This is a genomic window from Streptomyces sp. NRRL S-244 (assembly GCF_000717915.1).
Taxonomy (GTDB): Bacteria; Actinomycetota; Actinomycetes; order Streptomycetales; family Streptomycetaceae; genus Streptomyces.
In genome coordinates, this window is sequence record NZ_JOCX01000014.1 from 13,114 (window position 1) to 29,321 (window position 16,208).

General features: G+C 72.4%; 12 protein-coding genes and 1 pseudogene. 9 read left to right on the forward strand and 4 right to left on the reverse strand.

The window, feature by feature from the left end:
* Positions 1-1,845 carry a BACON domain-containing protein gene (locus IF02_RS0118890; RefSeq protein ID WP_037836645.1) on the reverse strand — a complete coding sequence of 615 codons (1,845 nt, stop codon included), beginning with the start codon at positions 1,843-1,845 and terminating at the stop codon, positions 1-3.
* A gap of 173 nt (positions 1,846-2,018) precedes the next feature.
* Between IF02_RS0118890 and radA the strand changes: the two genes are divergently transcribed.
* Positions 2,019-3,422, forward strand: coding sequence for a DNA repair protein RadA (radA, locus tag IF02_RS0118895; protein ID WP_030158455.1), 1,404 nt, complete (start codon positions 2,019-2,021; stop codon positions 3,420-3,422).
* A gap of 152 nt (positions 3,423-3,574) precedes the next feature.
* Entirely contained in the window at positions 3,575-4,699 is a 1,125-nt protein-coding gene (gene disA, locus IF02_RS0118900; protein WP_030158457.1) for a DNA integrity scanning diadenylate cyclase DisA, read from the forward strand.
* Between the two features lie 82 nt (positions 4,700-4,781).
* On the opposite strand, the gene IF02_RS0118905 is transcribed toward disA, so the two are convergent.
* Entirely contained in the window at positions 4,782-5,507 is a 726-nt protein-coding gene (locus IF02_RS0118905) for a hypothetical protein (protein WP_324603771.1), read from the reverse strand.
* A gap of 223 nt (positions 5,508-5,730) precedes the next feature.
* Between IF02_RS0118905 and IF02_RS0118910 the strand changes: the two genes are divergently transcribed.
* The 7 genes and pseudogenes from IF02_RS0118910 (at position 5,731) to IF02_RS35930 (ending at position 12,177) form a co-directional block, all read left to right on the forward strand.
* Entirely contained in the window at positions 5,731-6,345 is a 615-nt protein-coding gene (locus tag IF02_RS0118910; protein WP_037836621.1) for a phosphatase PAP2 family protein, read from the forward strand.
* A gap of 22 nt (positions 6,346-6,367) precedes the next feature.
* Positions 6,368-7,276 (forward strand): annotated as a pseudogene (locus tag IF02_RS0118915) (A/G-specific adenine glycosylase); the annotation flags it as partial.
* A 309-nt stretch (positions 7,277-7,585) separates the two neighbouring features.
* Positions 7,586-8,158, forward strand: coding sequence for a SigE family RNA polymerase sigma factor (locus IF02_RS0118920; protein ID WP_030158464.1), 573 nt, complete (start codon positions 7,586-7,588; stop codon positions 8,156-8,158).
* Positions 8,159-8,196: 38 nt separating this feature from the next.
* Entirely contained in the window at positions 8,197-8,835 is a 639-nt protein-coding gene (locus IF02_RS0118925) for a hypothetical protein (RefSeq protein ID WP_051696350.1), read from the forward strand.
* Positions 8,836-8,865: 30 nt separating this feature from the next.
* Complete coding sequence (gene cseB, locus IF02_RS0118930; protein WP_030158468.1) at positions 8,866-9,579, forward strand: two-component system response regulator CseB; 714 nt, start codon at positions 8,866-8,868, stop codon at positions 9,577-9,579.
* Complete coding sequence (gene cseC, locus IF02_RS0118935) at positions 9,576-10,889, forward strand: two-component system sensor histidine kinase CseC (protein ID WP_030158469.1); 1,314 nt, start codon at positions 9,576-9,578, stop codon at positions 10,887-10,889. Before cseB ends, cseC begins: the two co-directional genes overlap by 4 nt.
* Positions 10,890-10,989: 100 nt before the next feature.
* Positions 10,990-12,177, forward strand: a complete 1,188-nt coding sequence (locus IF02_RS35930) for a LamG-like jellyroll fold domain-containing protein (protein ID WP_030158470.1) — start codon at positions 10,990-10,992, stop codon at positions 12,175-12,177.
* Positions 12,178-12,205: 28 nt separating this feature from the next.
* Here the strand turns inward: IF02_RS35930 and IF02_RS0118945 are convergent, their stop codons facing one another.
* Positions 12,206-12,856 (reverse strand): M23 family metallopeptidase, encoded by a 651-nt coding sequence (locus IF02_RS0118945; RefSeq protein WP_030158471.1) that lies wholly within the window; start codon positions 12,854-12,856, stop codon positions 12,206-12,208.
* A 389-nt stretch (positions 12,857-13,245) separates the two neighbouring features.
* Positions 13,246-15,771 (reverse strand): ATP-dependent Clp protease ATP-binding subunit, encoded by a 2,526-nt coding sequence (locus IF02_RS0118950; RefSeq protein WP_030158472.1) that lies wholly within the window; start codon positions 15,769-15,771, stop codon positions 13,246-13,248.
* Positions 15,772-16,208 lie beyond the last annotated feature (437 nt).

Here is a 16,208-nt window from a genome sequence, read left to right on the forward strand (position 1 = left end):
TCAGGCCGGCCCCGGCCCGCCCGGGTCCGGCGGCGGGCCAACCGTTCCTCCTGCCGGGGCGCTCGCCGTCTCGCTCGGGGTCGCGGTGGGGGTCGGCGTCGGGGTCGGGGTCGGGGTCGGGGTTTCCGTCGGCTTCGGCGGCGGCGTCGGGCTCGGTGTCGGAGTCGGGTCCGCGGGCTCCGGCGGGGGCGTCGGCGCCGGGCGGCCCCGGCCCTGGATGGAGATCACCGCGCCGCCCGGCTCCACCCCGATCCGGGCGGACCAGGCGCCCACCGGCTGGGCCGCGGTGTCGATGGTGATCCACACCGTGAACGATTCGCCGGGCCTCAGCGTGCCCGCGGAACGGCTCGCCCGCAGCCAGGGCGCGTCGGACCAGAGCTGCCAGTCCACCGGCGCCCCGCCGGACGCGGTGAGCGTGAGCATGGTGGTGCCCCGGTGCGAGGAGGCGGCGACGGACAGCCGCCCGGGGTTCCCCGCCCGGTCCGCGGGGGCGGCGGGCGCCCCGACGCTGATCACCTCGACGGAGACGTCCGAGCCGTCCGGGTCCGCGCGGCCCGGGGCGAAGCCGGGCTCGCCGGTGGTGTGCGCGGTGTTGCCGGCGTTCTCGTACGTGCGCAGCGGGCCGTCCTGGCGCAGGGCCGGGAGCTCGGACTCGCTCGCGGAGATCCGGGTGGAGTCCGCGCCGACGGGCTCGCCGGTCTCCGGGGCGCCTCGGTACGCCGCCCACAGCGCCAGGACCGGGGCCGCGACGACGGTGGCGACGACGGTGGTGGTCACGGCCCGCGCGCGCAGCCGGTCGCGGCGGGCCGCGCGGTCCCGGGGGTCCATCGGGAAGCCCGTGCGGTCGAAGCGCGGGGCGGGCCGGCGCCCGCGGCGGCCGCCGGAGCGGACCATGGCCGCGCGGACGGCGGTGCGCGGGGCGGGGACCAGCGGGAGGGCGGCGTCGATGCCGCCGGTGCCGGGCCATGGAGCCGCGGCGTCGGCGCGTTCGGCGACGCGTCGGCAGCGCGGGCAGTCGTCGACGTGGCGGACCAGCTCGGCGCGCAGGCTGGTGGACAGCAGCACCTGCCCGTCGCCGTCGCCGGTGAGCCGGGACACGGACGGGCAGCCGCCGGTCTCGACGACGGCGAGGGCGGCGCGGGTCCGCTCCACCTCGCAGGCGGCGCCGGCCAGCAGCTCCCGGGCGGTGGCGGGGGGCGTGCCGAGGACGGCGGCGAGCTCGGGGACGCCGAGGCGGTGGCGGACGGCGAGTTCGAGGGCCTCGCGCTGCGCGGGCGTGGTCCCCGCGGCCTCGGGCCAGGCGAGCCGGGCCAGTTCGGTGCGCCGGTACGCGTTCACGTCGAGGGTGCCGGAACGGTACGCCTCCGGCGCGTGCTCGGCATCCTTGCGCTCCGGCGCGCGCCGGGCGGAATGCGCTCCCTGCCGGGTCCGCCGGTGCTCGGCCAGCCGGCGCAGGCAGCCCCAGCGGGCGAGGGCGTACAGCCAGGCCCGCCGGCCGCCCTCGTCGGGACATCGGCCGGGGTACCGCTCGGCGACGGCGAGGACCTCGGCGAGGACCTCGGTGGCGGCGTCGTGGTCGCAGAGGACCGACAGGCAGTAGGTGAACAGGCCGTCCAGGTACGGCTCGTGCCGGAACGGGGGCGGTGTCTGGGGCCCTTGGGCCGGGCGGGAGGGGTGGGCCGGGTGGGGTGCCTGGGAGTGCTGTTCCCGATTGAGACCTGCGATGCCTTCGGGGTCCTCTTCGAGGCCCTCGGGGCGTTCAGGGGGGCCCGCGGAGGGTGTGCGCCCGTGCGCCCGGTGTGCGCCGGTGCGCTGGGCGGGGCTTTCCTGATTGCTGCTGTTCACCCTGGCGAAGGTAGGCCGCACGCCGGTGACGGCCGTGAAGCCTTCAGCTGTTTTAGCCCTTACGGGTGAACAGATCGAACGTGTGCTGACTGCGGCCCTGACGCCGGGCCGTCCGCCTGGCCCCGGCCGACGAGCGGTCGGCGTTGTCACAGGCTCCGGATACCGTGGGCCGCATGGCTGCCCGTACATCTCGTTCATCCGCCAAGGACCGGCCGTCCTACCGCTGCTCCGAGTGCGGCTGGACGACCGCGAAATGGCTCGGGCGGTGCCCCGAGTGCCAGGCGTGGGGCACCGTGGAGGAGATGGGCGGCGCGCCCGCCGTACGGACCACCGCCGCCGGCCGGGTCTCGGCGCCCGCCCTCCCGATCGCACAGGTCGACGGCCGGACGGCGACCGCCCGCAGCACGGGCGTGGACGAGCTGGACCGGGTCCTCGGCGGCGGGCTCGTGCCCGGCGCCGTCGTGCTGCTGGCCGGGGAGCCGGGCGTCGGGAAGTCGACGCTGCTGCTCGACGTCGCGGCGAAGGCGGCCAGCGAGGCGCACCGCACCCTCTACGTCACGGGCGAGGAGTCGGCGAGCCAGGTGCGGCTGCGGGCCGACCGGATCAACGCGCTCAACGACCACCTCTTCCTCGCCGCCGAGACCGATCTCTCCGCCGTACTGGGCCACCTCGACGCCGTACAGCCCTCGTTGCTGATCCTGGACTCCGTACAGACCGTCGCCTCGCCCGAGATCGACGGCGCGCCCGGCGGCATGGCCCAGGTCCGCGAGGTGGCCGGGGCCCTGATCCGCGCCTCCAAGGAACGCGGGATGGCCACCCTGCTGGTCGGGCACGTCACCAAGGACGGGGCGATCGCCGGCCCCCGCCTGCTGGAGCACCTCGTCGACGTGGTCCTCAGCTTCGAGGGCGACCGGCACGCGCGGCTGCGCCTCGTACGCGGGGTGAAGAACCGGTACGGCGCCACCGACGAGGTCGGCTGCTTCGAACTGCACGACGAGGGGATCACCGGGCTCGCCGACCCGAGCGGGCTGTTCCTGACCCGGCGCGCGGAGGCCGTCCCCGGGACCTGCCTGACGGTGACCCTGGAGGGCAAGCGCCCGCTCGTCGCCGAGGTGCAGGCGCTGACCGTGGACTCGCAGATCCCCTCGCCCCGGCGGACCACCTCGGGCCTGGAGACCTCGCGCGTCTCGATGATGCTGGCGGTGCTGGAGCAGCGCGGCCGGATCACCGCGCTCGGCAAGCGCGACATCTACTCCGCCACCGTCGGCGGGGTGAAGCTGACCGAGCCGGCCGCCGACCTGGCGATCGCCCTCGCGCTGGCCTCGGCCGCGAGCGACGTGCCGCTGCCGAAGAACCTCGTGGCGATCGGCGAGGTCGGCCTCGCGGGCGAGGTGCGGCGGGTGACGGGCGTACAGCGGCGGCTCGCCGAGGCGCACCGGCTCGGCTTCACGCACGCGCTGGTGCCGGGTGATCCGGGGAAGGTGCCGGCCGGGATGAAGGTGATCGAGGTCGCGGACATGGGCGACGCCCTGCGGGTCCTGCCCCGCGGGCGTTCGCGGGCGGCGGCCAAGGAGTAGCCGCTGGTGACGGGGGTATGAGGGGGCCCGTACGAGGTCCCGCGGGGGCGCACCTGGCCAAGCCACGGCGGGCGCGCAGCGCACGCCGGTAGACTTTGTGCTGGTCCGCCCGGCCGTACGCAGGCGGCGCAACCCGCGACCGGAGGAGTGCAGTGGCAGCCAAGGACGGGGCAGCAGCACCCGGGAAGTCCGGCGCGAGCTCCAAGCACGACGCGCTGATGCGCGCCTCGCTGAGTGCGGTCGCCCCCGGTCAGCCCCTGCGCGACGGCCTGGAGCGGATCGTCCGCGGCAACACCGGCGGCCTGATCGTCCTCGGGATGGACAAGGCCGTCGAGGCGATGTGCACGGGCGGTTTCGTCCTGGACGTGGAGTTCACCGCGACCCGGCTGCGCGAGCTGTGCAAGCTCGACGGCGCGCTGATCCTGGACAAGGACCTCACCAAGATCCTGCGGGCGGGCGTCCAGCTGGTGCCGGACGCGTCGATCCCGACGGAGGAGACGGGGACGCGGCACCGGACCGCCGACCGGGTCTCCAAGCAGTGCGGGTTCCCTGTGGTGTCGGTGTCGCAGTCGATGCGGCTGATCGCGCTGTACGTGGACGGGGAGCGGCGGGTCCTGGAGGAGTCCGGGGCGATCCTGTCGCGGGCGAACCAGGCGCTGGCCACGCTGGAGCGGTACAAGCTCCGCCTGGACGAGGTCGCCGGGACGCTGTCCGCGCTGGAGATCGAGGACCTGGTCACGGTGCGCGACGTGACGGCGGTCGCGCAGCGGCTGGAAATGGTTCGCCGCATTGCCACGGAAATCGCTGAATACGTGGTCGAGCTGGGCACGGACGGACGACTGCTGTCGCTCCAGCTGGACGAGCTGACGGTCGGCATCGAGCAGGAGCGGGAGCTGGTGATCCGGGACTACGTGCCGGAGCCGACGGCGAAGCGCTCCCGCACGGTGGAGGAGGCGCTGCCGGCGCTCGACGCGCTGACGCATCCGGAGCTGCTGGAGCTGGCGATCGTGGCGCGGGCGCTGGGGTACACGGGCTCGCCCGAGACCCTGGACTCGGCGGTGTCCCCGCGGGGATACCGGCTGCTGGCAAAGGTTCCGCGGCTGCCGGGGGCCATCATCGAGCGGCTGGTCGAGCACTTCGGGGGCCTGCAGAAGCTGCTGGCCGCGTCGGTGGACGACCTCCAGGCCGTGGACGGCGTCGGCGAAGCCCGTGCGCGGAGCGTGCGCGAGGGGCTGTCCCGCCTCGCGGAATCCTCGATCCTCGAACGGTACGTCTGACCACGACGGTACGTCCGGCCACGACGGTACGTCCGACCGCCGTTTCCCGGGGGCTCGGCCCCCGGGCTCCCCTCGGCTCCGCTCAGTCCTGCTTCAGGACGAACGAGGTCCGGGCCACCGGCATGCCCGGGGACTTGACCTCCACCACGTACGTGTCCGCGGCCGCGGCGCCCGCCGGAGGGGTCTGGCACTGGTCGGGGGCGCTGAACTTCCTGTCCCACTCCAGCGACTGCTTCGTCTCGCCCTGCGCCGGCACGCGGAAGAACGCGTTGCCCGCGCCCGCCGGGCAGTCCGCCGAGGACCAGACCGCCTTGCTCGTGCTCGCCTGAAGGATGGTCAGGACCGCCTGCTTCGGGCCGAGATCGACCTTGCAGGTCGTGCCGGAGACATTGCGCGCGACCAGTTCGAGGCGGGGCTTCTCGCTCGTCTCGTACTCGTTCTTCACGCTCTTGACCTCCCACTGGAGACCGCCCGGGGCGCAGGTGGGGAGGGGTGAGTCCGCCGGGACCTGGGGCGCGGCGCCGCCCGTACCGCCACCGCCGCCGGAACCGGCGCCACCGCCCGAAGCGGAACCCGTGCCCGGAGTACCGCCCGGTTCGCCGTTCTTGCCCGCGCCGCCGCCCGACTCCGCACGCCCGCCCGGTGCCTGACTGATCGCCGGCCCCGTCCCGGCCGGCCCGGGGGTGATCGACGTGACGGGCTTCGGCGCCTTGTCGCCGCCCTTGCCGTTCGTACTCGACCTGCCGCCACCGGAACTGACGGTCCATACGGCGAGGAGCGCGAGCAGCGCGACGACGGACGCCAGCACAGCCCTCCGTCGCCAGTAGATGGAGGAGGGGAGCGGCCCGACCGGATTGCGCATAGATCCCACGGACGGAACTTTACGAGAGTCCGCGGCCCGATCCGCGCCCCACATGCCGCGCAACCGGCTTGTTTTGCCGATGATCATCCTGCGGGCCGACCCAAGACCGTCGAGAATCGGCCAAGAGGCCCACGCCGGACTTGATCGGCTTTGGGTACGGTCGGTGAGCATGGACTCCTCCGGCCTCTACCGCGACATCACCGACTCCGCCCGCTCCGCACCCGGCTGGGTGCAGTCGGCGTCCGAGGTCTGGACGGAGTACGGGCTGCTGCTCTTCGGCCTCCTCTTCATAGCCGTGTGGTGGCGGGCGCGCGCCCAGGCGGGCCCGCGGGCCGTCGCCCTCGCCGTCGCCGCGCCGCTCGCCACCGCCGTGGCCTACGTCGCCTCCGAGCTCGTGAAGTCCGCCGTGGACGAGGAACGGCCCTGCCGGGCGGTCGCCGGGGCGGCCGCCTCGCTCGTCGCTTGCCCGGCCCCCGGCGACTGGTCGTTCCCCAGCAACCACTCCGCCATCGCCGGCGCCGCCGCCGTCGCGCTGGCCCTCGCCGTACGCCGCCTCGCGCTGCTGACCGTCCCGCTCGCGGTGCTGATGGCCTTCTCCCGCGTCTTCGTCGGCGTCCACTACCCCCACGACGTACTGGCCGGCCTGCTGCTCGGCGGGGCGCTGGCGGCGCTCGCCGTCCCCGCCCTGACCGGTCCGATCAGTACGATCACCACCGCCATGCGGGCGAGCGGCGGCCGCGCCGCTGTCTGGTTCACCGGCCCGGACCCCACGCGACGGCCCTGAAACGTGCCAGGATGCCATTGCCATGACTGCATCCACCAGCCCTTCCCCCGAGACGTCCCCCGACGCGTCCCACGCGCTGCACTCCCCGGTCATCGCCTGGTTCGAGGAGCACGCCCGCGACCTGCCCTGGCGCCGCCCCGAGGCCGGCCCCTGGGGGGTCATGGTCAGCGAGTTCATGCTCCAGCAGACCCCCGTCAGCCGGGTCCTGCCCGTATACGAGCAGTGGCTCGCCCGGTGGCCCCGCCCCGCCGACCTGGCCGCCGAGGCCCCCGGCGAGGCCGTACGGGCCTGGGGGCGGCTCGGCTACCCGCGGCGCGCCCTGCGCCTGCACGGCGCGGCCGTCGCGATAACGGAGCGGCACGGGGGCGACGTACCGCGGGAGCACGCGCAGCTGCTCGCGCTGCCCGGGATCGGCGAGTACACGGCGGCGGCCGTGGCCTCGTTCGCGTACGGGCAGCGGCACGCCGTCCTCGACACCAACGTGCGCCGGGTCTTCGCCCGCACCACGACCGGGGTCGAGTACCCGCCGAACGCCACCACCGCGGCCGAGCGGCGCCTGGCCCGGGCCCTGCTGCCCGAGGACGAGGACACCGCGGCCCGCTGGGCGGCGGCATCGATGGAGCTCGGCGCCCTGGTGTGCACCGCCAAGTCCCCGAACTGCGCCCGCTGCCCGGTGGCCGGGCTGTGCGCGTGGCGGCTGGCCGGGAAGCCGGCCCACGACGGGCCGCCGCGGCGCGGGCAGACGTACGCGGGGACCGACCGGCAGGTGCGCGGCAAGCTCCTCGCCGTACTGCGGGACGCGGTCGGGCCGGTTCCGCAGGCCGTCCTCGACACCGTCTGGGACGAACCCGTGCAGCGGGCCCGGGCGCTGGACGGGCTGGTCTCGGACGGGCTGGTCGAGCCGCTCGCGGCGGGGATGTACCGGCTGCCGCAGGGCACCCCCGCGAACACGCCCTCGGACACGCCCTCAAGTGCCCCCGCGACCACCCTCGCGACCACCCCGGCGACCACCCCCACGAGCCCCGCCGCGAGCACCCCCGCGAGCCCCGCCACAAGCTGAGCCTGAGGTTCCGTTTATCTCGGCGAAACCCCAGCTCACGGCACTGTTACACAACCTATGGGTGTCCGTGCGCCCACCGAAGGCTGGCCCGCACAGGCCCGTGACAACCCCTCCGTACCTTCGAATCCGTAAGGCGAGAGGCAACGGACGAGCGGTTGCACGGGACGGAGGCGGTCTGAGATGGCGCACGGCGAGGTACTCGGATTCGAAGAGTACGTACGCACTCGGCAGGACGCGCTCCTGCGCAGTGCCCGGCGCCTGGTTCCGGACCCCACGGACGCGCAGGACCTCCTGCAGACCGCCCTGGTGCGCACGTACGGCCGCTGGGACGGCATCGCCGACAAGTCCCTGGCCGACGCCTACCTGCGCCGCGTCATGATCAACACCCGTACCGAGTGGTGGCGCGCCCGCAAGCTCGAAGAGGTCCCCACCGAGCAGCTCCCGGACGCCTCCGTCGAGGACGGCTCCGACCAGCGCGCCGACCGCGCCCTGCTGATGGACATCCTCAAGGTGCTCGCGCCCAAGCAGCGCAGCGTCGTCGTGCTGCGACACTGGGAGCAGATGAGCACCGAGGAGACCGCCGCCGCGCTCGGAATGTCTGCGGGTACTGTGAAGAGCACCCTGCACCGCGCACTGGCCCGTCTCCGGCAGGAATTGGAGAGCCGGGACCTGGACATGCGCGCGCTGGAGCGCGGTGACCACCGCGGTGACCACACCATCCGGTACGAGGGGCGTGAGCGGTGCGCGGCCTGAACGGCCAATGCCCGAAGGGCAGAAGTTCACTAGTGCTGATGTCGGCGGGGACGGTCGTCCTCGCCGGCACTGTGCTGTTCGCGGCCGGATGCAGCGCGGGCGGGACCGGTCTGCGCGACGGCGGGCCCGCCCACACCGATCCCGTGTCCAAGAGCGGCTCGCCGTCGGCCGCGCCGCCCGACCACGTCCCGGCCACGACCGGCGCGTCGGGCAGGCCCCCCAACAAGGTCGACCCCGTCGCGCTGCTCAAGGCCGACCCCAAGGTCGGCGCCGAGGTCAAGCGGGACCTCAAGCCCTGCACGGGCAAGGACTACCCGATCGACGTGAGCTACGGGAAGGTCACCGGGAACTCGGTCGCCGACATCGTCGTCAACGTGCTGTCCTGCGCCGACGCGCTGGGGCGGGGCTCCTACGTGTACAGGTCGGAGGGCGGGACGTACGAGAATGTGTTCTCGGACGAGCAGTCGCCCGTCTACGCGGAGATCGACCGGGGCGACCTGGTGGTCACCAGGCCGGTGTACGGCAAGAGCGACCCGCTCGCGTACCCGTCCGGCGAGGACGTGATCACGTACCGCTGGGACGGGGACAAGTTCGGCGAGCAGGACCGGGTGCACACCGACTACAGCAACATCGACGGCGGGGCCCAGCCCGCTCCCGCGGTCACCCAGAAGAACTGACGTACCGAGGAACCGAGGCGAGGCTTCCGCATGGCCGAGACCCATGTCCTGTTCGTGGAGGACGACGACGTCATCCGTGAGGCCACGACCCTGGCGCTGGAACGCGACGGGTTCGTGGTCACGGCCATGCCCGACGGCCTGTCCGGTCTGGAGTCCTTCCGCGCCAACCGCCCGGACATCGCCCTCCTCGACGTGATGGTGCCCGGCATGGACGGCGTGAGCCTGTGCCGCCGGATCCGCGACGAGTCCACCGTCCCGGTGATCATGCTGTCGGCGCGCGCCGACTCCATCGACGTCGTCCTGGGCCTGGAGGCCGGCGCCGACGACTACGTCACCAAGCCCTTCGACGGCTCGGTCCTCGTCGCCCGCATCCGCGCGGTGCTGCGCCGCTTCGGCCACGCCGGAGGCCCGCAGAACGGCCGGCCCGGCACGAACGGCGAGGACGGCTCCGAGGAGCGCGGGGTCCTGCTCTTCGGCGACCTGGAGGTCGACACCGAGGGCATGGAGGTCCGCAAGGCCGGAGCCCCGGTGGCGCTGACGCCGACCGAGATGCGGCTGCTGCTGGAATTCTCCTCCGCGCCCGGCACCGTTCTCTCGCGCGACCGGCTGCTGGAGCGGGTCTGGGACTACGACTGGGGCGGCGACACCCGCGTCGTGGACGTCCACGTCCAGCGGCTGCGCACCAAGATCGGGCAGGACCGCATCGAAACGGTCCGAGGATTCGGATACAAGCTGAAGGCATGAGGCGCTTCACCCTCCGTACGGGGATCCGCTGGAAGATCACGCTCGCCATCGCCGCCGTCGGCGCGCTCGTCGCCGTGGCACTGAGCCTGGTCGTGCACAGTGCTGCCCGCGTGTCGATGCTGGAGAGCGCGCGCGAGGCCCAGCTGGCCAACGTGAACGTCATCGCCCGCTTCGTCGAGGCCGGGCGCAAGCCCGCCCTGGGCGCGAAGGTCAACGACCCCGAACTGCCCGCCGCGCTGCGCGAGAAGGCGCGCTCGGGGCGGCGCGGCACGTACATCCAGGAGTCGCGCAAGGGCGTGCCGGAGGTGTGGGCCGCGGTCCCGCTCGGGAACGGGCAGGTGCTGTCGCTGCACAACGAGTTCAAGGAGAGCGCCAACATGGTGCGCGACCTGGACCGGGCCCTGGTCGTCGGGTCGATCTCCGTCGTGGTCGCGGGAGCGGCCCTCGGCGTGCTCATCGGCGGGCAGATCTCGCGCCGGCTGCGCAAGGCCGCGGCCGCCGCGCAGCGGGTGGCGCACGGCGATCCCGACGTACGGGTGCGGGACGCGGTCGGGGGCGTCGTACGGGACGAGACCGACGACCTCGCGCGGGCCGTGGACGCCATGGCCGACGCGCTCCAGCAGCGGCTGGAGGCCGAGCGGCGGGTGACCGCGGACATCGCGCACGAGCTGCGGACCCCGGTGACGGGCCTGCTCACGGCGGCGGAACTGCTGCCTCCGGGGCGGCCGACCGAGCTGGTGCGCGACCGGGCGCAGGCCATGCGGGCGCTGGTCGAGGACGTACTGGAGGTGGCCCGGCTGGACAGCGCGTCCGAGCGGGCGGAGCTCCAGGACGTGGCGCTGGGCGAGTTCGTCAGCCGGCGGGTGACCGCGCTGATGCCGGAGGCGTCGGTACGGGTGGTCGCGGACGAGATCGTCAGCACCGACCCGCGGCGGCTGGAGCGGATCCTGGGCAACCTGCTGGCCAATGCCGCGCGGTACGGGCAGCCCCCGGTCCAGGTCGACATCGAGGGCCGGGTCGTACGGGTCCGGGACTACGGGCCGGGCTTCCCGGAGGCGCTGCTGCGCGAGGGGCCGAGCCGGTTCCGGACCGGGTCGACGGACCGGGCGGGCGTCGGGCACGGGCTGGGGCTGACCATCGCGGAGGGGCAGGCGCGGGTGCTGGGCGCCCGGCTGACGTTCCGCAACGTGGCGGCTCCGGGCGGTGTGGACCGCGAGGGCGCGGCGGCGGGCGCGGTGGCGGTGCTGTGGCTGCCGGAGCACGCGCCGACGGCGACGGGGAGCTTCCCGATCATCAAGCTGTCGGGGTAGGGGAGTTGGTGCGGTCCGGGCCGGGAGGGCCGGATCGGACCGGGATCGGACCGGGACCGGGTCGCACGGACGTGCGGTCCGGTGTTTTAGCATCCCCTGCATGACCGACGGTACGAATCCCCCCAGCAACCCGCAGCCCCAGCCCGCCCCCGGGGACGGGGGCTACGGGTTCCCGCCGGTCCCGCCGGCCCCCGCGAACGGCTACGGCTACCCGCCCGGCCCGCCGGCACAGGGCGGCGGTGGCGGTTTCGGCCCGGCCCCGCAGCAGTGGGCCCAGGGGCTCCCGGACATGGGCGCGCCGGCGGCGCCCGGCGCCCCGGGCGGTCCCGGATTCCCCGGGGGCCCCGGTGCCCCCGGCCCGTTCGCCCCGCAGCCGGACCAGCCCGACTGGGAGGCCATGGCGGACCGCTCGGCGGCCGAGAAGCGCAAGAAGCGGCTGTGGATGACCGGCGGCGCGGTGACCGTACTGGCGCTGCTCGCCGGCGGAGGGGCGTTCCTGCTGCTGGGCGGCGACAAGGGCGGGAACGAGGCGGTGGACGACAAGCAGTCCCCGCCCGCGTCCGAGTCGGCCTCGCCCTCCCCCAGCGGGTCGAAGAGCAAGGCGCCGGTCGACAACACCCCGACCGTCAAGGACGACCCGACGCAGATCCGGGACCGCAGCGGAAAGGCCCCGCTGAAGATGGGCCCCGACGCCGGGGTCTTCCCGATCGAGAAGCGCTTCGAGATCCGTACGAAGGGCAACGAGAACTCGTACGCCGAGTCCGAGAAGCGCGTGGTGGACACGGCCAAGAGCTTCACCGTCTCGGCCCACGTCTGGAACCGGGCCCCGAAGGGGCGCCAGATCGCCGTCAGCCAGGGCAACGAGAAGTCGTACGCGTTCGAGCTGGGCCTGGACCAGGTGAACGGCAAGCCGACCTGGGTCTTCCGCGTCCAGACGGGCGACCAGGGCGCGGAGGCGACCGCGGTGACCGTCACCGGCGAGAGCCCGAAGATGGAGAAGACCTTCTCCACCCTGACCGGGACCTACGACGCCGAACGCAAGCAGATCGCCCTCTACGTCAACGGGAAGAAGACCGGCGAGGCCCCCGTCCCCGGAATCTTCCAGGCGCAGGGGCCGCTGGAGCTGGCCCGCTCCCGCCACGAGGACAAGTGGACCGCGCCGTGGAACGGGGCCATGGAGACCGTGCAGACCTACGGCTCGGTGCTCTCGCCGGCCCAGATCGACACCCTCAAGCCGGGCCGGGTCGACGCGAAGACGAAGCCGACGGGCTCCTGGCTCCTCTACTGACCTCGGTACTGGCCTCGGTCCGCCTCGGTCAGACGGTGACGCCGGCGTTGCGCAGGAACGCGACCGGGTTCACGGCCGAGCCGTAGTTCGGGGTGGTCCGGATCTCGAAGTGGAGGTGCGGGCCGCTGGAGTTGCCGGTGTTGCCGGACAGCGCGATCTGCGAGCCCTTGGTGACCTTCTGGCCGATCCGGACCTGGATCTTCGAGAGGTGCGCGTACTGCGAGTACGTGTTGTTCGCGTGCTTGATCACGATGGCGTTGCCGTACGCCGGACCGTCGCCGCCGCCATTGGGGCCGGCCTTGACGATGGTGCCCGCGGACGCGGCCTTGACCGGGGTGCCGACGGGGCAGGCGAAGTCCTGGCCCGAGTGCTTGTGGGACCACATGGTGCCGCCCTTGCCGAAGGTGGCGGAGAGCGTGTAGCTCGACACCGGCTTCTGCCAGGCGACGACGGCCTTGGCGGCGGCGGCCTTGGCAGCCGCGGCCTTGGTGGCGGCGGCCACGGAGGCCTGGGCCTTGGCCTGGTCGGCGACCAGCGAGGCGGTGCCGGTCAGGGTGGACTCCGGAGCCGTGTCGGCGAAGGCGGCGGTCGTCCCGGCCCCGAGTGCCAGGGCCGCACCGAGAGCGGTGGCGCCGACGGCGATACGGGTACGACGGGTGATGCTGCGCTTCGCGGACATAAGGAGACCTCCGGGCCGGGGACAAGGGCGGTTCGGGCAAGAAGCCACCCGGCACGCTGGAGAGCGGATGCCGGGCTTGCCCACCCTTGGTAACCCGTGCCCCGCCGTATCCCCAAACCTCCCGATTACTACCGGGGCTCGTAGGCCCGGAGGGTGTGACGCAGCCGGTTGACCGCGCCACAACTGGCCCGAAGCCCCGCCCCGACAGGGGCAAAACGGACATCAAGCCTACGAGACGCCCTAGTAGGTCCGTTTTGCCCTGTGCGGCTTGTCACCGATCCAGGACCTCTGCCGCCCCATGAGGGACCGAAGCCCTGCAACCCGAAAAGGGGCGGCCCCGGAACCTTTCGGTTCCGGGGCCGCCCCTCGGTACGGCTACCGCTTGCGCGTTACGCGCCCTTCGACAGGTCCGGGCCCGAGCCCGTGGCCTCGATCGGGGGGAGGTCCGGCAGGGCCGACTTCTCCTCGCCGCGGAAGGTGAACTTGGCGTCTTCGCCGTCGCCCTCCTTGCCGACGACCACGATGTGGCCGGGGCGCAGCTCGCCGAAGAGGATCTTCTCCGACAGGATGTCCTCGATCTCGCGCTGGATCGTGCGACGCAGCGGGCGGGCGCCCAGGATCGGGTCGTAGCCCCGCTTGGCGAGCAGGAGCTTCGCGTCGCCGCTCAGCTCGATGCCCATGTCGCGGTCCTTCAGGCGCTCGTCCACCTTGGCGATCATCAGGTCGACGATCTGGATGATGTCTTCCTGCGACAGCTGGTGGAAGACGACCGTGTCGTCGACGCGGTTCAGGAACTCGGGCCGGAAGTGCTGCTTCAGCTCTTCGTTGACCTTCGCCTTCATCCGGTCGTAACCGGTCTTGACGTCGCCCACGGCGGCGAAGCCGAGGTTGAAGCCCTTCGAGATGTCCCGCGTACCCAGGTTGGTCGTCATGATGATGACCGTGTTCTTGAAGTCCACGACCCGGCCCTGGGAGTCGGTCAGGCGACCGTCCTCCAGGATCTGGAGAAGGGAATTGAAGATATCCGGGTGGGCCTTCTCGACCTCGTCGAAGAGGACGACGGAGAACGGCTTGCGGCGCACCTTCTCGGTGAGCTGGCCGCCCTCTTCGTAGCCCACGTAGCCGGGGGGCGAACCGAAGAGCCGCGAAACCGTGTGCTTCTCGCTGAACTCCGACATGTCGAGGGAGATCAGCGCGTCCTCGTCGCCGAAGAGGAATTCGGCGAGCGTCTTGGAGAGCTCGGTCTTACCGACACCGGACGGGCCGGCGAAGATGAACGAGCCACCCGGGCGCTTCGGGTCCTTCAGACCCGCACGGGTACGGCGGATCGCCTGGGAGAGCGCCTTGATGGCGTCCTTCTGGCCGATGACCCGCTTGTGGAGCTCGTCTTCCATGCGGAGCAGTCGCGAGGACTCCTCCTCGGTGAGCTTGAAGACGGGAATGCCGGTCGCGGTCGCGAGGACCTCGGCGATGAGCTCGCCGTCGACCTCGGCGACGACGTCCATGTCGCCGGCCTTCCATTCCTTCTCGCGCTTGGCCTTCGCCGCCAGCAGCTGCTTCTCCTTGTCGCGGAGAGAAGCCGCCTTCTCGAAGTCCTGGGAGTCGATGGCCGACTCCTTGTCGCGGCGCACGCCCGCGATCTTCTCGTCGAACTCGCGGAGGTCCGGCGGCGCGGTCATCCGGCGGATGCGCATCCGGGAGCCGGCCTCGTCGATCAGGTCGATCGCCTTGTCCGGCAGGAAGCGGTCCGAGATGTACCGGTCGGCCAGCGTCGCCGCCTGGACCAGGGCCTCGTCCGTGATGGAGACGCGGTGGTGGGCCTCGTAGCGGTCGCGCAGGCCCTTGAGGATCTCGATCGTGTGGGGGAGGGAAGGCTCCGCCACCTGGATCGGCTGGAAGCGGCGCTCGAGGGCCGCGTCCTTCTCGAGGTGCTTGCGGTACTCGTCCAGCGTCGTGGCACCGATGGTCTGGAGCTCACCACGGGCCAGCATGGGCTTGAGGATGCTGGCGGCGTCGATCGCGCCCTCGGCGGCACCCGCACCCACGAGGGTGTGGAGCTCGTCGATGAACAGAATGATGTCGCCGCGGGTGCGGATCTCCTTGAGCACCTTCTTCAGGCGCTCCTCGAAGTCACCGCGGTAGCGGGAGCCCGCGACCAGGGCGCCGAGGTCCAGGGTGTAGAGGTGCTTGTCCTTGAGGGTCTCGGGCACCTCGCCCTTGACGATCGCCTGGGCCAGGCCCTCGACGACGGCGGTCTTGCCGACGCCGGGCTCGCCGATGAGGACCGGGTTGTTCTTGGTACGGCGGGACAGGACCTGCATGACCCGCTCGATCTCCTTCTCGCGCCCGATGACCGGGTCGAGCTTGGATTCGCGGGCGGCCTGCGTGAGATTGCGGCCGAACTGGTCCAGGACGAGGGAGGTCGAGGGGGTGCCCTCGGCCGGGCCGCCGGCCGTGGCCGACTCCTTGCCTCCGCCGGAGTAGCCGGAGAGCAGCTGGATGACCTGCTGCCGGACTCGGTTGAGATCGGCGCCCAGCTTCACCAGGACCTGGGCGGCGACGCCCTCGCCCTCGCGAATGAGGCCGAGCAGGATGTGCTCGGTGCCGATGTAGTTGTGGCCGAGCTGGAGGGCCTCTCGGAGCGAAAGCTCCAGGACCTTCTTCGCCCGCGGGGTGAAGGGGATGTGGCCGGACGGGGCCTGCTGCCCCTGACCGATGATCTCCTCAACCTGCTGGCGAACAGCCTCGAGCGAAATCCCGAGGCTCTCCAGGGCCTTAGCGGCGACACCCTCACCCTCGTGGATCAGACCCAGGAGGATGTGCTCGGTGCCGATGTAGTTGTGGTTGAGCATCCGGGCTTCTTCCTGAGCCAGGACGACAACCCGCCGCGCGCGGTCGGTGAACCTCTCGAACATCGTTTATCGCTCCTCAGAGCGGTCGGGCAGTTCGGGGTCGGTCCCCGCCCTGTCCTTCCGCATGCTAGTCCCGCGGGGCGGGACAGCTCATTCCAACTGCCGACATCCGTCCGCGATCACCCCCACGTCAGTGGGGAAAACCGGCTTCAACAGCCGACAACTGCTCCAACCCGATGGTGCGAGACGATGTTCCCGCAGGCCAGGCAGATACCCGTCACACGTGTACGCCGATGGCGAACGGAAGCCGCCCAAATCAGCGTGTCGCCCCGATCCACTAGGAATGTCTTACCCGTAAGGACTGACACTCCATGCCGGTGGCACCGGTTCCCTCCGCTACGGGCGAACACGATTGCGTCCCGAATGTGGGACTCCACCTCGACGGATGTTTACGTTCCGCATTGAGGCCGCCGCGCTGCGTAACTCCCGGGCACCTGCGG